Here is a 24,058-nt window from a genome sequence, read left to right as displayed (position 1 = left end):
TGTTTCGCAGAATGTAGTGTAGATTGTAGACTACTGCTCGCCTTACAGCTTTGAGAGGAAGGGATTTTAAGATGGGTAAATTGCCCGACTACGAACAACTCGGCTCATTTTATCTGGGTAAGAAGTTCGAACTGCACGGACGTCGACTTTTAGACGAAAAGCTTCTGTACGATTCCAAAGACCTCACCACCCACGCCTTGTGCGTGGGGATGACGGGCAGCGGCAAGACGGGCCTCTGTTTGTCACTTTTGGAAGAGGCGGCCGTCGATGGCATTCCAGCCATCTGCATCGACCCCAAAGGGGACTTAGGCAATCTGTTGCTTGCCTTTCCCGACCTAGCCTCCGGCGACTTTGAGCCCTGGGTAGATCCCGATGAGGCTGCCAGAAAGGGATTGGAGGTTGAACAATACGCCCAACAGACTGCTGAAAAATGGCGTTCCGGACTTGAATCCTGGGATCAGGATGCCGACCGCGTAAAGCGGTTTAGGGACGCTGTGGATATTGCGATCTACACTCCCGGCTCCAATGCTGGCATCCCGATGACGGTCCTCAAGAGCTTTGATGCCCCTCCCCAGGCAGTCATCGACGATGGGGAGATCATGCGTGAACGGATCTCCGGAGCCGCATCGGGACTGCTAACTTTGATGGGCATGGAAGCCGATCCACTCAGTAGTCGAGAGCATATTTTGCTTTCCAACATTTTCGACATCAACTGGCGCAAAGGCATAAGCTTGGATTTGCCGGCTGTGATTCGAGCGATCCAGTCCCCGCCCCTGGAGAAGGTGGGAGTCTTCGACTTGGAGAGCTTCTTCCCCGCTGCCGAGCGCATGAAGCTCTCCATAAGCCTCAACAACCTCCTTGCCAGTCCGACCTTTGCAGGTTGGCTTGAAGGCCAAGCACTCGATATCCGAAGCCTGATGTACACGGCCAGTGGGCAGCCACGCATCTCCATCATATCAATCGCGCATCTCAGCGACACTGAGCGGATGTTCTTTGTAACGATCCTACTCAACGAGCTGCTTGCCTGGATGCGCACCCAGCCTGGGACCAACAGCCTACGCGCGTTGTTCTACATGGATGAGGTGTTCGGCTACTTTCCGCCTTCGGCCAAGCCGCCGAGCAAGCCGCCCATGCTGGTGCTTTTGAAACAAGCACGAGCATTCGGGTTAGGCATTGTGCTGGCCACTCAGAACCCCGTAGATCTCGACTACAAGGGGCTTTCCAACATCGGCACGTGGTTTCTAGGACGCTTGCAAACTCAGCGCGATAAGGATCGGGTATTGGACGGATTGGAGGGAGCTGCCTCGCAGACCGGCACGCGTTTTGACCGGGCTGCCATGGAACAGACCCTAGCTGCACTCGGCAGCCGCGTTTTCCTGATGAACAACGTGCATGACGACGGGCCGACCATTTTTCAAACCCGATGGGCGCTGTCATACCTGCGTGGGCCACTGAGTCGCACCCAGATTTCCACCCTCATGGGCGATCGACGCCAAGAACTCTTGGCCGCTTCTCCCGCTTCCCCGGACGAAACCAGCCATGCGGAAGCGATGCCGGACTCTGCGCCGGCGGGTTCCAATCGTCCCATCATTTCCCATGGAATTGAAGAGTGTTTCTGGGCGGTGTCAGTCCCCCCAGCTAAAGGCGATCGCCTGCTGTATCGCCCGGCGCTCCTAGCTCAGGCTGCTTGCCACTATGTCCGCTCCTCTGCGGATGTGGAGCACTGGTTTGATCGAGCCTTGCTGTACGTCGTCAACCGAGGACGTCCCCACGACCTCTGGCGCGAATCCGTCGAGCTCCCCGAATTTTCTGTCGAACTGTCGACGGAGCCCGAAGAGGGGTTCTTCTTCGATGAATGTCCGGCAGATCTACTCAATGCCAAAAACTATAAGCGTTGGGAAAAGGATCTGCGTGACCATATCTATCGCCACCTGACGCTACGGGTCTACAAATGCCTGGAATTAAAACGCTATAGCGCACCAGGCCTAGATGAACTCGACGCGCGCAACGCTTGGTTGCAGGCAGTGCGTGAGAAGCGTGACGAAATGAAAGAATCGCTGCAGGCTAGCTTGGCGTCCAAAATCCGAGCTCTGGAGTCCAAGGTGAACACCGCTCGCCAACGCATTGAGCGCGAGACAGCCCAGTACGACAAAGAGAAGTGGAATACGGTGATGAACTTCGGACAAACGTTGCTGGGCGCAATCATGGGAAATAAGATTTCTTCTAAAAGCGCTACTGCCGGACGCAGTTTGACTCGAGCTGCCCAACAGAGAGCCGATGTGTCCCAAGCCAACCAAACACTCGAATCCCTGGAACGGGAAAAACGTGAGTTGGAATTTGAGTGCAATGCCCAGATCAAAGAGTTGCAGGACAAGTACTCGATTTCATCTCTAACGCTTGAACCTCTCGATATCCCATGTCGGAAGGGTGATATGGATATTAAGCGGCTCGCCTTGATCTGGATTCCTTGGTCGGTCACTCCTCAGGGAATTGCGACCCCGCTCGTTCCCTTGCCCAAGATTTCTCCGCGGGCCATCAACAGATAAATGCCCCGCGCACCACCGACTGATTTGGCATGCGTACCCTAGGGATGCCGCCGATCGTCAGAAACCGTGATGCACCGAGCTTGCAAGCTCGGTACATCGCACTGCGGAGTCCTAGTCGGCGGATAGATCGGAGGTGTCGATCGGTAGCATCAACGCTTTGGCAACAGCGGATTGACCACGTCGCGCTCCGAATTGCGGCCAGCCACTGACGTCGCGAAGCTCAGGCATGAGAGACACTAATTGCTCGCACAACATGCTCGACAATCGTTGAACGCGTGGCGCCGCTTTGATCTCTCTCAGCGCGACGGCCGTTTTCATGACTTTAACCATCCCCGCCCGCTGCTCCACGGGACGCGACAGGCAATCTTGATCTTCCAACAGGTCCACCAAGGGAACATCCAACGCCTTCTGCAAGGCCACGAGCTCCGAGAGGCACAAGTCGGTTGTCGCGCACTCCAGCCGGCGATAACTCCGAATGTCGATGCCCATGCGTTTAGCAATTGTGCGTTCTGTAAGGCCTTGCGATTCGCGAACCTCAGCCACTCGGTGAAATACCTGAGGTGGCTGGCCTGCCTTTGCGACGCTCTTGGATGGCGTAGGCGCCACGGGGCGTTTTACGGCAGGCTCGAATCGAGCAGACCGAGCAGTGTTGGGCTGAACATCCAATTGCCGTTTGGGGGCCGTTGAATGCGACTGACAGCTTTTTAAGGCAGTTGGCGGATTGGAATTCGAATCTGCGCAACACCCTAAATACTCCAGCCCTGTGAGTGCGTTCGCACTTGATGTCGGGAATGCGGAGGACATAAGACTTCAATTCTCCAGCGCGTCGTAGTGACTCCCTCACCGCCGAGAGTGAATCGAGGACGCATCACGATTCTCATCGCTAGAGATCGAAGGCAATTTATCCGCCCAAAGTCCTCTGAAGAAGAACTTTGGGTGCGATCAACGCCCCCAATCTCATGCTCGAAAGTATAGCGATTGCGGATATCCGAAAGAACCCATCAAGATTTGAGAATATTCAAAATAGAGTGATCCACTCGAGAAATTGGCCGACTGTAGTTCATAAAAGTCAAGCAAATGGGGAGTTTTCAGCCGCAGGCGGTTGGCAGATTTTTTGCAGCCAAACCGGTTTGGACTGAGACATTTGCCACGCAACGGACATTGCCGACCGAACGGCATTATTCGAAGCGCCTCCCTCCAGCCACTCCGATGGTCACCGACTCACCTCCCCAACGGGTAGGACCCGGCGATTCGGCTGAGCTCCTGCGACTCGACGCTCGCAATTCCACCAGCGGCAATCGCAGCATTCACAAGTGCTATCCCGCTATCCCCGCGTTCTGAATCTCCACGGCAATCCGACTCGCCAGCGTGGCCCACTAGTTCCTCATGGCCCATCTCAAATTGCAACCTTGCCACGCTAGTCCGTAGTCCGTTGAAATTGAACATCGCCACCTGAATCAGACAAGGAGGTAACATCGACTGACCGATTGCGGCTTAGCCTTTTCCTAATTACTGGCATGTCCTACAAGATTCAGCCGAGCTTCAATCACCCCATTAACGGGCAACGTAGTGGCAGCTACTGTTACGTACGGGCTCGAGGGCTTCCTTGGAGCGGAAATTGCAACTGATTCAATGCACCCCCAAGAACAGATGTCGTCCCGATTCAGGCGCGCCGAACATTCCTCGCTGCCTCCCCTAGCTATTACGCCCCCTCACCGCTTGCTTTGACAATCGTTCGGACCAACATTGCAAAAAAGGAGCCGCGCCGTTGGTGCCGACGGTCGCTCTGCATTCTCGAACTACAACACAGCCTCCTAATCACACGGTATATAATTGCGGGAATTGGCGGCACGGCGGGCCAATGATTCGGGTTTAGCCCATCCATGTATTCGACAGTGTCCGGATGCCCGCCTCGAACGCTCGAAAAGTTGCACGACCACTTTCCCATCGATGATTGGAGACTTTGGATGATATTTTCTTCGCACGCTGCACGCTTGCTGCTGATCTGCACATTTTTCATGGCGGGTGTTCCGCTTAGCCTGGGCGCGGACGACCAGACGCAGGATGATGGAAAACTACGAATCATCGTCTTTGGCGCGCACCCTGATGATGCGGAGTACCGTGCGGGAGGTTGCGGCGTGAAGTGGTCCCAGATGGGGCACCATGTTAAGTTGGTTTCCGTGACCAATGGCGACATCGGTCACTGGGCCATGGCGGGCGGAACACTGGCCAAGCGGCGGACTGCAGAAGTTCAAGCTGCAGCTAAGATTATGGGAACGACGTCCCAAGTACTCGACATCCACGACGGCGAACTGATGCCGACGCTTGAAAACCGCAAAACGATTACGCGTTTGATTCGCGACTGGAAGGCAGATATCGTTATCGCCCACCGACCGTGGGACTACCATCCCGACCACCGCTATGTCGGTGTGCTGGTGCAGGACGCCTCGTTTATGGTTACCGTTCCCTTCTTCTGCCCCGATGTTCCAGCGCTTGAGAAGAACCCAGTCTTTCTCTACTCAAGTGACCGATTCAAGAAACCCTACCCGTTCCAAGCAGACATCGCGGTTGCGATCGACGATGTTTTCGAAACCAAGGTCCAAGCGATTGCCGAACTCGAATCGCAGGTGTTCGACGGCGGTGCCCTAGGCAACGCGAAGGATGCATCCGAAGCACCTCCAGCCCGCTTTCCGGAGTTGCGTTTGGAGAAGATCCGTCAGGTGTGGAATCGGCGGGCTGGCGGGGAGGCCGACAGCTACCGGCAGACCCTGGCAAAATGGTATGGGCCAGACAGAGCCGCCGAAGTGCAGTATGCGGAAGCTTTCGAGATCTGCGAATACGGAACCCAACCAACCGATGAAGACATCCGGCGCCTATTCCCATTTTTCCCAAACTAAGTCCTTCAACAACGAGGACTCCGGCCGCCAAGCTGCAGGCACCTGTGGAGGCTAATGACACCTCCTCACTGGTTTTGCTCAAGGAACGCTAGCAGGTCACGCAATTCGCGGTCGGTCAGAGTCAGTGGTAGGCCGGTTGGCATAAACGAGGTGGTGAGATCTTCGATTGATTCCACGTCATCACGGTTGAAGGTATGGTTTCGTCCGAGCGCGTCACGAATCTGTTCGTACACGTACGAACGCAGTCGGATGCCGACGTGCAGACTTCCATCCTTCAAGAGGATGGCCCGCGGCATGAACTGGGGAGCAAGCTCTCGATTGGGCTGCAGAATTGCGCCGAGCAGCCAATCGGGCTCGTCGCGTCCACCGATGTGACTGAGGTCGGGTCCTCCAACATTGCCACGTCCATTCACGCGATGGCAGTGGGCACATTGGGCGACTTTGGCATGGTGAAAGATTCGCTCTCCCGCCACGGGATCGGCGGGAGAGCGAATTGCCGCTAGCCTTTTTGACCAAGCCGCTGTGTCGTCCAACGCGGCCCGCCCCAACGTAAGCGAAGAGGGGTCGAGGATCGCGGTCACGAGCTTATCGGATTCCGGGTGCTGGCTGGCGACCGCGTGAAGCTCTGATTTTTGCTTCGCGGTTAATGCTGTCCCCCGGAGTGCTCGAAGGGCTTCCTCACGTAGTTGTCCATCACGATGTTGAGTCAGTTGCAGCAATAATGGTAGGTGAGATTCTGCGATCGCCGCCAAGCCAACGATGGCTTCGGCGCGAAGCGTAGACTCCTTAGAATCATCGGCCGCGAGCTTCGCAAGCAAGTCCCCAAATGCCGCCGGATTAACGCCTAAGACTCGTACCACTTCAATTGACAGCGCGGGATTCTGCACTGCCAGCAATTTCTTCAGAAGCGGTAGCGACAGCCCCTCGGGAAGATCGGCTGTCGGAGTGGTTTCGTCCTTCACCGGGGCCGTCGATCGAATTGGTAGCAGGCGCAGGGCGAAGGCGCGGATGGCTGGGGAACTGGCGTCATCTTGCACCCGAGCGAGTAGCAAATCCGGGTTCCGCATCCCGATCTCTGGTTGTCCGCTCAAGGCAGTATGCGCTGCAACCGCCGCTTCGAATACTTCGTAGCTGAGGTGGCTATTGCCGAGTAGTGATTCGACGGACGGCAGGTAAGCTCGCAGATCTTCGTCGGCAAGCCAACGCAGCGTTTCAAATTGCACGCCAGGGCTGTCATCCTCCAGTAAAGCATCAATCCAAGGTTGAGGATCTACGGTGGCCAAACGGAGCGCCTGGACGGCTTGCACCCGATCGGCCACTGTCCACTTGGAAAATTCAGCAGGCGTCCATTCATCGGCCAGGCGGCTGAGCGACGAGAGCGCTGCACTGCCGACAAACCGGTCAGCATTGCGGCTCAACTCCAGCAAATCCGCTTGCGGCAGGCTCGCCGTTCCCCGACGTAGGCTCTCTGCCAACTTGGCTTGAGACGTCGCAGGCGGGACATCGAGAGGTCCGGTCCACGCGGCCGCGCGGGGATCAATCTCTAACTTCCATAGGCGACCATAGCCGTGAACGGGATACCGCCCGTCTACCCAATCGGTTAAGTAGAAAACCAGCGTGCCGTTCTTCGCTCGGTGCCGATCTTGCACAATACAGGTAGGACGAAAGTAGCGTGAACCACGCACGAGCGTGACTTGCTGGGCCGTAAAGCTGGCACCTTCTTGCTCGAGTGCAAAATAGTCGATGCGATGGTCGCCCCACGAAGGCATCAACAAACCGCGTCCAAGCGGCACGACGCCGCAGGGAGCCTCACCGGACGGATGGATCATGGGCAACGTACCACGCAATTCTCCGTTCCAGCACACGAACGGATGTGGGGTCGCGCTGCCATACTTGCGACGATAACCGTAATCGCCGTCCTGAACAATGTGCAGCACCTTGCACGGCGGGTATTCCCCAGGATCGTTTTCCGCAACAAAGATTTCACCATCGTCTCGGACCGTCACGCCAAACGGATTCCACAGCCCCTCGGCGATCTTATGAAGCTGTTCTCCGTGAGCGGTCAGACGAAAAATGCCGCCACGGTCGATTCCCCTGATAGTCGAGCCATCCAGCGCGGTCAGAGTCCAAGGTTTTGCAAAATTCTCACCCAGCCCAAATATCAAATCACCTTGCGGGGTCCAAGCCAGGCCAGAAAGTGCATTGTGCGGATAAACGGCCTCCGAGTCGAGCTCGACCAACGTTTGCTCGGTATCCCCTACACCATCAGCATCGCTATCCTTAACTCGCAAAATGCGATCCCGCTCGGATAGATAAACCCAACCGTCTGGCCCGAGTTCCAGATCCATGGTTTGTTCGGTTTTGTTGTAAAAAACGTGCTGAGCGCCATCGGGATCAAAGACGAGAATTTCGTCAAACTCAGTGCCTTGATAGTCCTCTGGCCGGAGGTGGGTATGGCAAGCAACCGCCCAGACGCGTCCCTCCGCATCGACATCCAAGCCTGTCGGTGTGACGATCTCGGGATGTTCGGCGACAATCGTCAATCGCACGCCGGGTTGCAAAATTTCAATGCCTGCGGCACGTTCCTCAGCCGCTGGCAGAATGGCCGAGTGCCCCGTCAGCACGACGATCGCCGCGATACTTAGGCCCCAAGAATGGAAGCGTGGTTTCATAATCAATGACTGTTTCATGGAGAAAAATCGGGATTCAGTAGGTCGTCGTCAGTTGCGACGCGGAAAGCGTACTCGCTGGATTGGATTCACCCGCGAACTTGCGGGCTACTTGCAAGCGCTCATTCCGGGGCACTCCCACCCAAGTCACGGATGCGACCATCTACCTGAGCATCGACACGCCCCTGGTGCTTCGCGATATAACGCCATATCGCAGTAATATTAGTTGGCTCGAGGGTCTCGTAATCGATCTCCCCCAGTCGTCCTGCCAAGTGCAGCATATCGCCACGACTGAGCAAGTTTTCAGTACAGGAGATTGTGTACGTTTGCTCGGGATTAATATCGCTCTCGACAATCCGCTTGCCAGCGGGCAATGATCGATCAAATGCATATCGGCAGCCGGATACTTGTACGAGAAATTGCCCGTCGAACGATTCCTGCTGGCGAATATTGTCCTCCAGGATTTCTAGCAGTCCGGCTCCATCGATCGTGAAGCGAACGAGCGCGCGATTGGAAGGCCGAATTAGGTTGAGGAGGTCGAATAAGTCCAGTTCCTGTCCAACGGTAACCGGCAATCCTCGATAATGTCGCCCGGTTTCAATCGCGATATCGGTACCGGTTGCCTCGCGTATCGCATCCGTGGTCCAACTCCCCAGGGACGTTTCAGCCTCGCCCTGCGGGGTGGGGATGGCGGTAACTCTAGCGATTTTTTCAAATCGAGTGCTTGCGAATGGCACGGAATCGCGTGCCTCAACCGCAGCCATCCACCGACCGTCCTCCTTACGCTCCAACCGCACTTGCTCCGCTGGCTCACAGCGTACGGCAATCGTTTCGGTGGCCTCCGCTGCCGGGACGCGAATCTGAATGTCTGCAGAAAGATCGAGCAGTTCCGGAGCAGGCCGTAGAATGAACTGAGCGATGTTTCGCAAGCGATGCACGACAATATCCTGTCGGCCAGTAACCTCGGCATCGATCTCCGCAAAGGGTCCAATTTCCTGGAGCGATACAATCTCTAACCAGTGAGCGCGTCCATGTATTGGCAAATAGGCGCGGTGCGTGACATGCCGTGGATGCTTTACCAATCGCTGCTGCAGCGCCCAATCCAAGACGCGGGGCGTGGAAACTGCCATCGTGTTATGGCCGACATCTGGAACCATCCAGAGCTCCGCCTCGTAATCGAGTTGCGTGAGACGCTTCATAATCCGCAGGGGACCATCCTGGGCGTAGATGGGCCAATCGTCGGAACCTTGCACATAGAACATCGGTACGTACCTGAGGTTTTCGAGGAGTGTCAAATGTCCGTAGGTCGAAGCGAGTGGGATTCCTCCAGCGAAAACGTCTGGGTAGCGACAGCAGAGATAAGTTGTTCCTGTGCCTCCCATCGATTGGCCGGTTAGAACGATTCGATCCCGATCGATCTCAAACCGCTGGCATACATCCTGCAGTGCGGCAAGGACGTTCAATTCCCCCACTCCCCGCCATTCCGTGGGGCGTCCGATAGGGTCGCCTTCAGAGGGACAAAGTATCGCCAGCCCACGGGCTTCCGCTTCGCGTTTATAGATCCCGCCACCATACTCGGGATGCTCAAAGTACTTCGTACTGTCGCCATTAGTACCATGCAACGCAACCAGCAAGGGAAGCTTCTGCTCGCCGTCATAGGCGGATGGCAAGTACAAACGGTACGGCACGGTGGTCCCATCAAAGTCGCTACGAAATGTGAGCGATAGGTCTTGGGGACCGCGAACTTTGCGATCTACATCTGCCAAGCGTTCGTCTGCCTGGACAGACAACATCAGGGCGACGATTAGCAATATCGACCACGTTGCACTGAGTTTTAGTTTCATAATTTGATTCTCGCCTTAAATCGATGCTCACCTTCCCCACGGGAACGTGATTGTCTTTCCTCAAGTTTGGAAACATGGCACCTGCTCGGCACGACCAGTGTTCGCATTGGTCATCCGCGCGATTGGATAAAATGCCATTAGGGGACGGGGGGCACGACCGGTCGGTGGGGCTCAATTTGCGATTGAAAGTCGCCAAGGCTTTGCCAGATCGCAGGTTTTCCCAAGTCCACTTCAGCCATCGCGATACTGCCCCAATCCTCTGCATGCGCGAGCGTCGTACCGTCGCGGCCATACACCGCGGACTGCGCCCAATCTGCAGAGAATTCCGTGTAGGTACTACTGACCAAAAACACATGGTTTTCACAGGCCCGAGCAGCAGCCAGTAAAGGATTGCACCCCCATACGGGCCAAGCAATCACCTCGGCGCCTCGATTGGAAAGCTCACGCGCTACCTCCGGAAAGAAACCATCGTAACAGACCATCATGGCAACCTTTCCAAACCGTGTTTGGAATACCGGATACTCCGTCCCCGGCGTGATGCCCGCTTCAATCTCGCCACGTGGCAGCGCCACCTTGCGATACTTACCCACGATGGCTCCTTCCGGTCCAAGCAGAACAGCGACGTTGTAGATCAAGTGGCCGTCGCGTTCCATGAGCCCGGCCACGATGTAGGTGTCGTGTTGTTGGGCGAGTTTAGCGAAGTAGTCGGTGGAAGGCCCTGGAATCGTCTCCGCAGCATCCGCGTAACTGCCGCCCGACTGGTAGTAAGTCAGCGTCTCAGGTAGCACGATCAGATCCGCTTTCTGCTGTGCCGCCACTGCAATCAGCGGTGCAAATTGCTCGCGTTTCTCCTGGGGTGTTCGGCCGGCCTGAGGACGATAGTGAATCGTAGCTAAGCGGACGGTTCGCGGATCGGGTGCTGCACAAACCTCCAGCTTAGACCTACGCCAGCGGACGGTCGAATGCGGTTCGCCCCAACGGAAATGCAGCTCGATTCTTGCATGTGTTGCATGCGGTGGCGCAATATAGATGCCCTCAAGCCGATCCCATCCGTCGGAACGCGATACCAACTTGGGGAACTCCGGTTCGGCGCGGGGACGTTCGCCCGGACGATAGGATAGGTTGCTCGGTTCCGCGCGCATGACTTTCTCATTGGCATCGTTGAGCCAAATAATTCTGGCGATCGCCGTCCGTCGAGGGAATGCGATACCCTGCGTCTGCCGATCGACGGTGAACCGGTAGTGCTCTTGCCCCTGAACGGGAATTGTGATCGCCCACATCCCCATCAACCCCTCGCGATCGTCGGCACGAATACTCAGCACGCTGTCGGCCGTTCCCGGCGTCGCGTCGCACTTAAAATGAGGTCGAATTTCTTCGCGTGGCGTCTCGCACGTCCAGCCATCAGGTGCGGGATCGTCGGCGAGCGCACCATTGGCTAGCATGAATCCGATTAAGGCGAAGATCGCTACGTATTTCAAAGTACGTTTCCACATGCTATAGACATAAGATGATAAAGCTAAGGACCGTCGGAACAAAATTATTGGCGGATAGTCGCCGAACCGCTCCGCCGGGTCGTTCGCGAAAATGTCGATCGCCGGAGCGATCTGGCGACAATCATTGTTCCGCCGGTGCTAAACGAATTGGCACGGCGTCTCAGTTTCCACTCAATTTTCTGGCGAAACCACTTGAGTGCCCCGGGGCGTGCCCTGACGGGGCGCTCATCTATAGCCGTCGGCGGATGCAGGGAAGACCGAGCCACTTGGCGGCCTCATCGGAACTCATTCACCGGTATCTCAAATCCGTCTGCGACCATGCACCATGAAGGTGAGCGTCGGCGGACCAAGCGCTCAAGTCCCTAGGCAGCTCAGAGGAATTACCGCATCTATCGAACGGACCGCTGGATAGCTCTTGATTCAGAAGCCCCTTAGCACTTACCCATTGAAAGCTCCCTCATAGGGGCCATCCAGCCGACTTGAACCTATTTTCGCAACGCTAAAACTCAGGATTAATCCGATGGGTAAACGGAAAGCTCTCGACGAGTGCCACCAGCATGGCAGAGAAACTAGCTTCCTCTGCTTGGGCTGCTTCGACCATTTTTTCTACCACGCAATCGTCCGGCGCGGACAAACCTCTTCCCAAGGCATACGTCAATAGCTTGGAAGCCATGGTCCGTAACAATTGCTCTTGTTCGCTTAGAAGAAAGTCTTTGAGTGATCGGATGTCCTCTAATTGCACCCCATCCGGCAGCTCTCCAGCTGGATCGATGGGAGCCCCGCCATCTTCGTCTCTCCAACGCCCAATCGCATCGTAATTCTCGAGCGCAAACCCAATGGGATCGATGGTCAAATGGCAGTTCTGGCATGCAGGGCTGCTGCGATGCAATTCAAAGATCTCTCGCAGGGAACGCTGTTGGCCATCATCGACCACCACCAATTCCGGGACATCGGGTGGCGGTGGAGGAGGCGGTGCGCCTAACAATTGGCCCGCCACAAAACTTCCGCGTCGTGGAATGTTGGTGCGGCCGGGATCAGCCTGGACCATGAGGAGCGCCGCAGTTGTCAGCAAGCCTCCTCGACGACGATCTGGCGCGGAGACGCGAACTGGAGTTTCCGAGTCTACGGGTTGCAAGCCGTAGTAGGCTGACAGACGCCGGTCGACGTAGAGCGCGTCGTGATCAATGATAGCCGTAAGAGGAGCTTCATCACGCACAATGGCATGCAGCAAAGCTTCAACTTCGCCCCTCATCGAGTCTCGTAAAGCTTCGCTAAAATCACCGAACTCGCTTGGACTAGGTTGATGGGAATCCAGCAAGCGGAGATCGAGCCACTGGAAGAAAAAATTGGAAACTAAAGATTTGCTCCTGGAATCAGCCAACATGCGTTCGATCTGCGCCAACAAGGTGGCGCGAACCTGCAATTGCCCCTCCTGCGCTAGTTGCAAGAGTTCACGATCGGGAGCCCGTGACCAAATCAAGTAGCTCAACCGGCTAGCAAGCTCAAAGTCATCAACGCGGTAGGCCTGCGACTCGTTGGGACGATCCGCTTCGATCCGAAACAGAAAATTGGGCGAGATCAATACGGCCTGCAAACAGTAGTTCATAGCCTCCGCATGCGACTGATCCTCCTGAATCGCTCGGTCGTAAATGCGCATCAAGCGATTGATGTAGTATTCGTCGGGGGGACGTCTAAATGCGCGGAAGGCGAAATTGCTGATGCCCTCACGTGCGAGCTCGCGAACGTGAGCACCTTCCTGCGGCGTGCTAGGCGACTTCTCCCCGCTCCAAGTCTCCTCCTTACCTCGTTCCGTCCCAATAGAGCCGAACAGAATCGGATCGATCCGCGTGTTAGAGCGCCGTGCTTCAACGATGGCCTGCGTGGCTTTCACCGCCGCGGAATGGTACATCTCGATCTGCGCGGGAGTTAGCGTAAGTACATCGGCAATGTTGTCAAATCCATACCCCACCGGATCTGGCGGAAAGTCATCGGCCAAGCTCAGGTCCAAGCCTGTCAAGTCCTCCAGGGCGTTGTCGTACTCCACCCGATTCAAACGTCGCAGCACGGGTTTGCCGGGGTCTTCCACCTGCCCACAGTCGATACTATTCAAAGTAACTTCCAGGAAGTCGATCATCTGCTGCCGCATTTCCTGGCTGGGCTGCCGTTCATCCTCAGGTGGCATTTGTCCGGCCTGCAGGACTTCGAGCACCGCTCTCCATTTCTTGCGATGCTCCAAAATATGCAAGGGATTTTCATCCACTGCCAAGTCGACGTTAGCGCTAGGATCCCTTCCGCGATGGCAATCCAAACAATAGCGTCCGAACAGCCCGCGAACATTGCGATCCCAAGACAACGGATCGTTCTGCTTACCTGGCTGGGCCACCGCGTCTAGCGGGAAAGCGACGCCAACGAGCAAGAACACGATCCAAGCAGATTTCTGCGAGTTCATGGATTTAGCAATCATACTTTTGGCAAATTCAATCGTTCTGTGCTGTCGCCGAAGTTCTTGCGCTGTATGCCCGCTTGATTCAGCATTTCGAGATACAGATTGCACAGAGGGGTCTTCTCTTCCAGATTGAGATGCGTGCCGCCGGCGATGCGCTGCCGGCCGCCACCGGCGACTAAAATTGGTAGGTCATCGTTGTTGTGGCGATTACCGTCACTGATCCCCGAACCGTAGCAGATCAAGACATTATCGAGCAATGAAGAACCTCCTTCGTCAATCGCTGCCATGCGCTGCAGCATGCGGGAAAAGAGCGCGATATGGTGAGTATTAATCCTGGCGAGTTGCTCGAGCGTTTCGGGCTTCTTCTGGTGATGGGAACTTGAATGATGGGATCCAGGTGCTTCGATTTCTGAGTACGACCTCCCCGATTTTTCGTACGAAAACATGAAGGTCGCCAAACGCGTCGTATCGGACTGGAAGGCCAGAGTCAGAATATCCAGCATCAAATTCACATGGTCTGCATAGACCTCTGGCACCCCGCGGCCACCCGGAATAATCAACTCCGGCAGATCCGGCTCGTCGGCATGCAGCAGTGGATCCTCGGTGAAAGCATCTTGGTGATGGGAATAGGCATCCCGCGTGGCTAAGGTGACCCGCCGCTCAATGCTGCGAAGGCCATCGAGATAGCTCTCGAGCTTGCGACGGTCGGAGAAGCCAAGTTTGCGCTGAAGAGCTCGCGTTTCCTCCTGTACTAAGTCGAGCACGCTGGTCTCAAGCGTATCCACGGCCGGCGCGGTGGCGGCTTGCTCTTGATTCCAATCGGGTCGAGTTGGCGTGCGGCCACGAAACAGTCGCTCGTAGAGCTGCTTGGGATTCAGCTCCAGCGCCGATGGTGTGGTTTTGCTTTTCCAAGAAATGTGAGACATGTAGGTGCCGCTGTAGCCATGGTCACCACGGTGCCCAGGATCAATCCCCAATGCCAGAGAGTCTACCGGAGTCGCCAGTCCGATCTCCTTAGCTGCAATTTGATCGACCGACGCCCCCCCCACTTCGGGCTCTTCAGAATGCTTGCACTTCTTCCCCACGAGGAATCCACCACCAGCCGGCTCGTGTGCCGCACTCGTTCCGTCACAGTGCTCTGCAGCCAGGTTGCTGATCACGGTAATCGAATCTTTGACCGGTTCTAGCGGCTGAAGCGTGCGCGACAACTCGGTGAGAGGGCCATCGACCGTCGGCCGCCACGCGTCCATATTGACACCGTTGGGCACGTAGAAGTAAGCCATTCTCAAGGGAGGTCCCGCTTGGGAACCAGCTTGCACCGAAGCGGTGCCCATAATGTCGAGCCAGGGTAGAGCAACGCTCGCTCCTAGGCCACGCAGTACGGTTCGACGCGATAGATGCTTCTTGATAGGCATAGGACCTCTCCATTACAACTCGGTGGGCTAAACGGCCAAGGTCGCTAGATTGAGGCGGGAGGGACTCTAGCGGTGATGGCAGCGGCGGGTGTTTTTATGCTGGCTCTTCATTCATCTGCAACGACGACCTCGGAAAAGATCCGTGCCTCTGATTTTTCAAGCCGCAGGACGCATGGCAGCGGCCAACCGGACATCCCGTTGACGCCAATTCTCACGCAGCAAAGCTGCAAGGCGCCAGATCGACTCGCTCGGTTGGATCGCTCACAATCGCTTCTGATGGATATAGCATACCCATTCCACGCACAGAATTGGTGCGTCGACCGGCGACTTTCTCGAATTGCTGCTCGCGCCACGGACTGCGCGGCGTCTGCACCTCATTACGGGACCTTTGCAGAGTACGGGGATTGAAGGGACACCGCGCGCCTCCAACTAACTGACTGACTGCCACCCAACTTGAAATAGCAAGCTTCAAAACATGACTGGCACCCACGGCAATCCTTCGATTAAAATGGGTTGAGCGCTACGATGGATACATCTGGTAAACTAATCATGCTCTTTCCAATACTTCCACGAAGTAGGCGGTAGCGGAAGACGGTACAGACACCTATTTTGCCGCTTGCTGCTCCCCAGCAGTACATGTTTCGCTCGTTGCATTCTTCCCTTTGTCCACGGGCGTCGACCTTACGCCGGGCTTAACTGGGCACCTTCCGTCTAACGCATAAGTCGCCAATGCCAGGCCGAATTTTCTCCCTCCCATCGCTGCGTCGCTCACTCCTGTACGCACTCGGCTTGATCGTCGCCGTCTGCGTTTTTTACCTTGCCGGTGGAGCGCTGCGTATCAATTCGATGCTCGTGCGCCAAGCTCTGGAGCTGGGGAAGGACCAAGAGGCCGAAGGGTATCTGGCTTACACCCCTTGGTTGTCGATTGGGCAAGAGCCCGAGACGCTGTTTTTCGAAGCCCGCATCGCTCGACACCGCGGTGACTTCCGCAAAATGTCCAGCCTTCTCCGCCAGGCAGAGCGGCAGGGTTATCCCCCCAAACGGATCGAATTGGAGGAGGGCCTAGCCAAAGCACAGGTCGGTCAGCTGGATGAGGTCCTTGAGGGGCAACTCAACACGTGGATGTTGAACGAGCCGCAAGACCTCCGGGAAATTTGCGTCGCTTACGCCAACGGACTCGCCGCCTCGTCGCGTTTTGAGGATGCACAACGAATTCTTGAAGCCTGGGAGGGGGACTTCCCGGACGACCCTCGCCCCCCCTTCCGCCAGGGACGAATCCTGGAGCATCAGCGTCAGGCGGAGCTCGCTCTGACGAGTTATCGCCGGGCCCAATCGCGCGATCCCAACTTTACGGCAGCCACCTTTAGCATCGGTCGTTTGCTGCTGGAACAACGGAATGTGGATGAAGCGCTGCAAGTGTATCAGAGCGCTCCAGAAGCCGGTGCGTCCCTCCCTATTCAAACAGCAATCGCCACTTGCTTGAAATCTCAAGGAAATTTCGCCGAGGCGCGAGAAATCTTGGTCCAGGTGATGACGCACAGCGTAGAGGAGATCATGGAATCCTACACCAAGCTGGAAGAGCCCGCTGAACGCCTCATACCTGCAGTGGAGCTGGGAAAGATCGAGTCCGATGAAGGCAACTTCGAAGCGGCGGAGAAGTGGTTGAAAATGGCCGTCGACTTCTACCCACGCGATTTGGAAGCTCGCTATGCTTACGCGGTTGCACTGCGTGGCCTGGGAGAACTCGACGCAGCAGAGAAGGAATTTGACCAAGTCAAGGTAACGCGCGAGGCACTCGCTTCCGTAAACGTGTACTGGGACAAGATACAAGCCAATCCGCAAGACACCGAATCCCGCTTGGAACTTGCCAAAATACTCCTGGAGCACGAGTCGGCACGCAACGGCGTCTATTGGCTAAAAAGTATCCTGCTGTACGATCCAGGCAATCAAGAGGTCCTCCAACTTCTCAAAAAACTAAACTAGGCCATGAGTGGTAATACTGAATGAAACGACTTCTACTGCGTGCGTTCAACTTCAGCCATGGCGCTGCCGCAACCGCCCTGCTTGCGATGGCAGCCCTCGGCTCGAGTGGTTGCCGACGAGAACCGCCAGCATCGACGCCACCTCCACCACCCGACAAGGAGATTCGCTCGCCCCGCTATGCCTTTGAACCAATCGATGCGGATGCCGGCGTAAAAGCGAGTTATGACAATGGAGAATTAGGAGATGCCCATTCCATCTTGCAAAGCCTAGGTGGCGGTGTGGGCTTGCTAGATTTTGACCTCGATGGCCGCATGGACCTCTGGACACCAGGTGGAGGGGCGATCCTGCCCGAGAGCCAATCCATCGAAGGGCTCCCCTCACTACTTTACCGACAGCAATCCGAGCGCCTCGCATTTGATCAAATCGGCGCACAAGCCCGCATCGATCTTGCGTCCCACTATACCCACGGTTGCAGCGTTGCCGATTGTGATAGCGACGGTTTCCCCGATGTCCTTATCTCAGGCTACGATGGCTTGCAGTATTTTCGAAATATGGGAGACGGCACGTTTGTAGAGTGCGCCCAACTGGCCGGATTGGAGGACGACCGATGGTCATCCTCGACAGCCTTTGGTGATTTCAACAAGGACGGTCTACCCGACCTGTATGTGTGCCATTACGTCGACTGGTCTTGGGCCAAGAATCCCCCTTGTTTTTCGTCGTCGGCCCAGGGCCAGCGCGATGTGTGCGCACCAGCCCACTTCTTAGGTCTGGACGACATGCTCTATCTGAATGATGCCCAAGGCGGCTTCATCAACGCTACGGCAACCGCCAATCTAGTGCCCGCCGGCAAAGGGTTGGGGGTCATCGTTGCCGACCTCGATCACGATCTTGATGTCGACATTTACGTTGCCAATGATACCACCGAGAACTTCTTCTATTTGAATGATGGTGAGGGGATTTTCGAGGAAACCGGTCTATTCAGCGGTACCGCTTTGGACCACCGCGGAACGCCCAATGGCAGCATGGGCCTGGCTATCTTGGACTTCGATGGAGACCAACAACCCGATATCTGGGTTACCAACTTCGAGAACGAAACGTTTTGCCTGTATCGCAATCAGCGCAACGGGAACTTTCAATGCGTGACGGAACGGACCGGCATCACCGCCATCGGCGACCTGTTCGTCGGATTTGGAACAGTGGCGGTAGACATAGAGCTCGACGGTGACGAAGACTTAGTCGTCTCCAATGGTCACGTCAATCGTTTTCCCGGTAGCTCGCTGGTAGCCCAAGACGCATTGCTGCTGCTCAACAACGGCAACGGTCGGCTGGAGCGAGCGGACGTGGCAGGCAGCGGCTACTTCAGCACTCCCCATCGCGGACGCGCCGTGGTTTCAACCGATTTCAATCAAGACGGTTTGCCGGACTTCGTCTTCAGTCACATCAAGGAGCCCCTTTCAATTCTGCTCAATCAATCGCAGCCTGCGGGAAACTGGCTGAGTTTGAAGTTGATCGGTCGCAACGTCAATCGAGATGCTATTGGCTCACGCGTCGAGGTCTCCCACGGAGAACAGGTATTGGTACGGCATGTTGTTGGCGGCGGCGGCTATCTCTCCCAAGGGGCGTATGCCTTGCACTGGGGATTCACCGGACAGGCGAGCAGTGTCGAAGCCAAAGTGTTTTGGCCGGATGGTTCAGTGGAGCAAGTTGAACTCGCCGTCAATCAAGCTCACGTTGTGATCCAACAACCGAAACTTGCGAACTAGCGGCCGTCAGTGGCATGGCGGCAGCCTGCGAGAGATAGACTTGGACCGGCAAGCTCTCCTTACCCGGCGACCAATTCCCAACGATCAAATCGGCCAGGCCATCACCATTGACATCCCCGGCAACACAGCTCGCGTGTGAGGGACCGTATTGCTCGAGGGCATGTCTGACAAACTTTCCGTCAGCCTGCTGCTCCCACCAAACTACCGAGTCAATCGGACCATAGACCTCCTCCTCGTAGAACGGCAACATGCCAGCCGCTGCGATATCCTGGTCACCATCTCCGTCGAAGTCGGCCACGCAGGCTTGGAGTGCTCCCACCAGTAAGCCGAGTTCCTGCACCTCCCAGCGTTCGCCACCTAGATTCCGAAGCCATCGCACACCGTGATAGGGTTTCGGTAGAAACGCGTCCATCGTGTCGCCGTTGGTATGGACGATGTCTGGCAAGCCATCGCCGTCTACATCTGCAATGCAGATCGAACTCGAATTGTAGGAGGGATCGGCCAATTCTAGCAGCACCTGATTACGATACTCCCCTCGCCCATTTCCATAGTAGGCCTCGAGTGTTTCGTATTCTTGTCCAAATGCAACCAAGTAATCCAGAAAGCCATCACCATTGAGATCGAGCACCTCAACCCCCAACGCCCCGTGTCTGTCGTCGAGGACTTCCAATTGCATATCCACCTTCACCGCCGTCTGCACACTGGGCGAATTGTGGTCGACCTGTTGATTGCGGAGCAACCGCACGGCGCCGGTAGTCCGCCAGCCAAAGTCGGCTGCGATCACGTCGAGATCCCCATCACCGTCGAAATCAATGGGTTGCACTTCGACGACGCGAGAGAATTCGCCCCCCAAAGCTTGACGAACCAACTGCCCCTCGCGATCGACCCAGAGTTCAACCCGTCCCTGGTGATGGTCGCCTACCGAAAAACTCCCCAAATCCGTCACCAGATAGTCGGTAGCCCCATCCTGGTCCCAGTCACAGGGCGTTACTCGACACGCGTTAGCGACGCGGCCAAGCTCAGTGAACGACCATGCATTGGCTACCTCATATCGCAGCACCCGCCCAGAACGCATGTCCGACACCAGCAGAGTCGCATCGCTGGCATTCCAATTCATATTGGAAACACAGATCTCGGCGAGTGGCTCAAGGCCGGCCGGAGTGGCGGCGACAAATTGAACGTGCGTTCTACGATCGACCTGCGCAGGAAGCGTCAGCTTATCTGGCGCCGCGTCGCGAAAGTATTTGATCGTATCGCTGCGTTTGGGTTCGACCAAATCGCTGCGTTTAGAGTCGATATAGAATTTGTAGCCTTGAACAACTTCCTCTTCCCAGTGCGATTTCGGGAACGTCTCAGGAAGCGGCACGGCATGACAGTCACCACAGAAGCTGCGAATGCAGGCGATGCTTGCGTCCGACAGTTCATCGCTCTCAGCCGCAATTGCGCTGGGACTCGCAGACCTGGGGCGCGAACAACCCAAGCCATACGGCAATAGCATCGCAAGCAGCCCATACCCAAGGATACGCGTCCCCGCTTGCATTCCCATTGTGCATTTCACCCACAGAAGTCTAATTGGATGCAGTTGGCCGGTGGCGGCTGTCTACCGCGGAAGCGATAAACAACCGCCCTGCCTTAGACCAAGTCTACAGCATCTTCAGCATTGCTTCCGCAGTGGATTTCACTTCAGCAGGCTTTGTTGCGCGCTGCAATTCCAAATACTTTTCCTTCAGCGATTCTGCTTTGGCAGAGTCTGTACTAGCGATTCCATTGATATCGGATTCGAGACTCGTCAAACTGCTACCCACTTGGCCAGACTTTACGTATCCCTCGAGTGTTGACCGAACACTGGCTTCGATCGCAGTACTTGGGACCGTAATCTTCTCTTCCTTAACTCCTCCGCATCCAACCATCGGGACGATGAGGCTCGCTACCAACAAACAACGCGCCAAAACCATAACTATTCCTTCGACATTTAAATGTAAAACCCCGCAGTACAAGGTGAAGTACTACGGGGTTGCAATAACCGAAAAACCACAGAGCAATAGTCTACTCGAGCGTAGCAACGTCGCCAGAGCGGGCACTTCCCAAACCTTGGTACGTTCTCAAATCCATGCTGTTCGAGATGAAGTGAATCGAACCATCTCCCAATGCATGTTGAGCTCCTCCCGTGTGTCGGCTGCGAGCTGGGAAGACGCCTTGCGAATCCCCCTGCCCACATCCGGCACATGGCATGCCGCCTGGGTATTGCCAGTTTGGCGGAGCGACAGTGTTGATTGCCGTATTGTAGAAACCAGGAGCGATCCAACGGAAGCCAGCCGTACTACGGTGACTGGATACGCCTGCAGCCAAGCAGGCTTGACCGTATTCGGTCAAGGCTTCTTGAGTCGGGAATTGGTGTGTCCAACTACCTGGGAAAGCTACACCATTGGCGAAATCTCCGCCGACGGCTGTAAAGCTGCTCGACGTGTTATCGCCCTTGTTGAATTCGGCCATCATGATCGTATTGGAAAGACCATCGACGATGTCCCCGAAAGATGCTTCCGTTTGGCGCTTGAAGAAACCATTCTGTTCTCCGGAGGCGACGTTGTATCCGGAGTTAGAGCCTTCGCTACAACCGTAGTTGTTATTACCCAACTCACCCAATTCCCAGCCGCTGGCGTTCTTGTTGGAGCTGGCTGGATACTGAATATCCGAGGGGCAAAGGAATGCACTGATGCGAGTGTGACCAGCGATGAGGGCTGGCACACTACCTGGAGGAGCAATTACAGCAGCTTCATAGTGATTCTGGTTGAATCCAAACTGTGCAAATAGAGCGCCTTGCTCAATGTAGGGCAGCAACATGGTGTGCGCGGAATAACCGTGCCAGTTGCTTTGATTCATGATGCCATCTGCATACACGGAGCTCGCCAAACGAGGCACCCTCTTGTGAGTGCTTTCGTAGTTGTGTACCGACAGCGCCAGTTGCTTGAGATTGTTGCTGCAGGACATGCGACGAGCCGCTTCACGGGCAGCCTGTACCGCAGGTAGCAGCAGGCCTACCAAAATACCGATGATTGCAATCACCACAAGCAATTCAACGAGTGTGAATCCTCGTCGCGATTGGCTCGCACTAAAAGTTCGTTTCATTCCGAATTTCCTCAAACGTTGTGAAAAAGAATTACAAAAAGACTTGGCTGCTCATGAGAATTTCAACAATGGATCCACAGATCACACCAAGCTCACATGAGACCCGTCAAACAATTCTGCTGACACTAAGGTTGATCGTCAAGGGAATGCTGGAATGATGACCCGAACAGTCGAGCTGAAGGCATCAGGTCAGCCCTAAAAACGGGCGACCAAACGCCCTGCAAACCTAACGCTCCAGTCATCAACACGCCCGCGCCCTAACTCTTCCGTAAGCTTAAATCTGTGCACTAAGCACTTCCTCCACACACTAGCCTGCAGAACAACACACTGCATCCTTACGCCACCGTAATCTCTGAAGGTTAAATATGCAGAGTGCCCGCTACTCGGCGGGTCGCAATCGTTCTTAGATCGAAAAAACTTTTCCTATAATTTTCTAGGAAATAATTCCAAAGGTGGCTGCAATTTGTACGGAGTTGAAGTGTCCCCTGCCAATTGCCATCCTTATGGATGCTAGCCAAATCCACAGTAGGAGTACCGGACGAACGCTCCTCAACTGAGCACGCAGTACTGCGACTCCTGGTGTCTCTTGCGAGTCAAGACCTCGCAAGAGCACGACGCCAAAATTCGGCGAGCACGAACTTTTCCAGCTCTGGCTGTCGCCACGCTAGTCTGGCTAGCTTCCGTCCGGCTTGTCCGGGCGGTGCTGCAACTGCCAACTACCAAGCGAACACACGCTCTTCCAATAGAACTCCGCTGCGGGCTCGCCCGGGCGGAAAGAACGTCTTAGAGCTCTTCGAGACGCCGAACTCTTTCGCGAAACGCAAGGCAGTGCCACGCAGTCGGTGGCTTTGCAGCTCGCCCCGGCAAATTCGCTAGCTCCGCCGGGACAAGCCCGCGATGGAGGCCGATCGGCCCAATCCAAGCCATGGTAGGCTGCACTTGTAAGCTCCGGTCCGAAGCTCGCCCGGCAGAAGCGAGGACGGCCTTTCCTAGCTCTGGCTCCCAGCAAGCAACGCAGGATAGCCGGCAGGTTTAAAACTCTTCCTCTGAAAAGGCGTCTTGTTGAATAGCTCGCATGGCGAGTTGAAAGTCCGAAGTGTCTTCAACCACACTCCCGTCGCGCAGCACTACCATCCGTTTTGCGTTCCGAGCAACGGCGGGATCGTGCGTGACTAAGACCACCGTTAATGCGAAATCTTCGTTCAGTTTCTGAAACAACTCAATGACCTCGCGGCTGGTCCTTGAATCCAAATTTCCCGTGGGCTCATCTGCCATCAAGATGGAGGGATGATTGACCAGGGCTCGCGCGATGGCGACACGCTGTTGCTGCCCTCCTGACAGTTGACTGGAATGGTGATCGATGCGGTCCCCCAAGCCCACTTGGTTCAGTAAATCCTTGGCCCGTTCGCGGCGTTTCCGACTCGTCATGCCATTGGCATAGTGGAGGGGCAATTCAACATTCTCCAAAGCCGATGTGCGGTTCAGTAGATTGAAGTTCTGAAACACGAATCCCAGCTTCTCGTTGCGGATGCGGGCACGGTCGTCGCGCGACATGTCAACGATCTCCTGGCCGGCCAAAAGATAGCTCCCATGCGTTGGACGATCGAGGCACCCCAGCGTGTTCATCAACGTCGATTTGCCAGAGCCGCTGGGGCCGATCAGCGCTACGTACTCACCCTGTTCGATGTTCAAAGTGACACTCCGCAGCGCGTGCACTCGAACTTCGCCCAAGTCGTATTCACGGCGAACATCACGCAGTTCAATCAGTGCCATCAAACCACCTTGGAACGAAACGAAAGGATTGATAATGTAAACATCCGTCGTGCATGGCTATCCATACACTCCTTGGATTCGCGTCTGCTTTCCGCAGCCCGGC

At 55.7% G+C, this 24,058-nt stretch carries 14 protein-coding genes; 4 read left to right on the top strand and 10 right to left on the bottom strand.

Annotated elements, in window-relative coordinates:
- The first annotated feature begins 71 nt into the window (after positions 1-71).
- Entirely contained in the window at positions 72-2,546 is a 2,475-nt protein-coding gene (locus Q31a_RS14510; protein ID WP_145079069.1) for an ATP-binding protein, read from the top strand.
- Between the two features lie 111 nt (positions 2,547-2,657).
- Here Q31a_RS14510 and Q31a_RS14505 read toward each other — a convergent pair whose 3' ends face one another.
- Entirely contained in the window at positions 2,658-3,350 is a 693-nt protein-coding gene (locus tag Q31a_RS14505; RefSeq protein WP_145079065.1) for a helix-turn-helix domain-containing protein, read from the bottom strand.
- 1,163 nt (positions 3,351-4,513) lie between these two features.
- Here Q31a_RS14505 and Q31a_RS14500 point away from each other — a divergent pair.
- A complete protein-coding gene (locus Q31a_RS14500) occupies positions 4,514-5,443 on the top strand; it encodes a PIG-L deacetylase family protein (protein ID WP_197356826.1) in 930 nt (309 codons plus the stop codon).
- Positions 5,444-5,508: 65 nt separating this feature from the next.
- Here the strand turns inward: Q31a_RS14500 and Q31a_RS14495 are convergent, their stop codons facing one another.
- The 5 genes from Q31a_RS14495 to Q31a_RS14475 form a co-directional block, all read right to left on the bottom strand.
- A complete protein-coding gene (locus Q31a_RS14495; RefSeq protein WP_145079062.1) occupies positions 5,509-8,133 on the bottom strand; it encodes a PVC-type heme-binding CxxCH protein in 2,625 nt (874 codons plus the stop codon).
- Between the two features lie 101 nt (positions 8,134-8,234).
- On the bottom strand, positions 8,235-9,956 hold the full coding sequence (locus tag Q31a_RS14490) for a 5'-nucleotidase C-terminal domain-containing protein (RefSeq protein ID WP_145079059.1): 1,722 nt from the start codon (positions 9,954-9,956) through the stop codon (positions 8,235-8,237).
- 137 nt (positions 9,957-10,093) lie between these two features.
- On the bottom strand, positions 10,094-11,449 hold the full coding sequence (locus Q31a_RS14485; protein ID WP_197356825.1) for a carbon-nitrogen hydrolase family protein: 1,356 nt from the start codon (positions 11,447-11,449) through the stop codon (positions 10,094-10,096).
- Between the two features lie 499 nt (positions 11,450-11,948).
- On the bottom strand, positions 11,949-13,898 hold the full coding sequence (locus Q31a_RS14480) for a DUF1592 domain-containing protein (RefSeq protein ID WP_197356824.1): 1,950 nt from the start codon (positions 13,896-13,898) through the stop codon (positions 11,949-11,951).
- An 11-nt stretch (positions 13,899-13,909) separates the two neighbouring features.
- Entirely contained in the window at positions 13,910-15,310 is a 1,401-nt protein-coding gene (locus tag Q31a_RS14475; RefSeq protein ID WP_145079053.1) for a DUF1552 domain-containing protein, read from the bottom strand.
- A gap of 729 nt (positions 15,311-16,039) precedes the next feature.
- On the opposite strand from Q31a_RS14475, the gene Q31a_RS14470 reads away from it, so the two are divergent.
- Positions 16,040-17,293: a tetratricopeptide repeat protein gene (locus Q31a_RS14470; RefSeq protein WP_145079050.1), complete on the top strand. Its 1,254-nt coding sequence runs from the start codon at positions 16,040-16,042 to the stop codon at positions 17,291-17,293.
- 20 nt (positions 17,294-17,313) lie between these two features.
- Positions 17,314-19,056 carry a CRTAC1 family protein gene (locus Q31a_RS14465; protein WP_145079047.1) on the top strand — a complete coding sequence of 581 codons (1,743 nt, stop codon included), beginning with the start codon at positions 17,314-17,316 and terminating at the stop codon, positions 19,054-19,056.
- Here the strand turns inward: Q31a_RS14465 and Q31a_RS14460 are convergent.
- The 4 genes from Q31a_RS14460 to Q31a_RS14445 all read right to left on the bottom strand — a co-directional run bounded on the left by Q31a_RS14460 (position 19,010) and on the right by Q31a_RS14445 (position 23,955).
- The gene (locus tag Q31a_RS14460) at positions 19,010-20,602 is read right to left on the bottom strand and encodes an FG-GAP repeat domain-containing protein (RefSeq protein WP_145079044.1); all 1,593 of its coding nucleotides are present in this window, start codon (positions 20,600-20,602) and stop codon (positions 19,010-19,012) included. The genes Q31a_RS14465 and Q31a_RS14460 overlap by 47 nt on opposite strands.
- A 97-nt stretch (positions 20,603-20,699) precedes the next feature.
- Complete coding sequence (locus tag Q31a_RS14455; protein ID WP_145079041.1) at positions 20,700-21,011, bottom strand: hypothetical protein; 312 nt, start codon at positions 21,009-21,011, stop codon at positions 20,700-20,702.
- Between the two features lie 91 nt (positions 21,012-21,102).
- Positions 21,103-22,182 carry a DUF1559 domain-containing protein gene (locus Q31a_RS14450; protein WP_145087261.1) on the bottom strand — a complete coding sequence of 360 codons (1,080 nt, stop codon included), beginning with the start codon at positions 22,180-22,182 and terminating at the stop codon, positions 21,103-21,105.
- A 1,032-nt stretch (positions 22,183-23,214) separates the two neighbouring features.
- A complete protein-coding gene (locus tag Q31a_RS14445) occupies positions 23,215-23,955 on the bottom strand; it encodes an ABC transporter ATP-binding protein (protein WP_145079038.1) in 741 nt (246 codons plus the stop codon).
- Between the last annotated feature and the right edge of the window lie 103 nt (positions 23,956-24,058).

It is taken from the genome of Aureliella helgolandensis (genome assembly GCF_007752135.1).
Taxonomy (GTDB): Bacteria; Planctomycetota; Planctomycetia; order Pirellulales; family Pirellulaceae; genus Aureliella; species Aureliella helgolandensis.
This window is presented reverse-complemented; position numbering and strand designations above follow the sequence as displayed.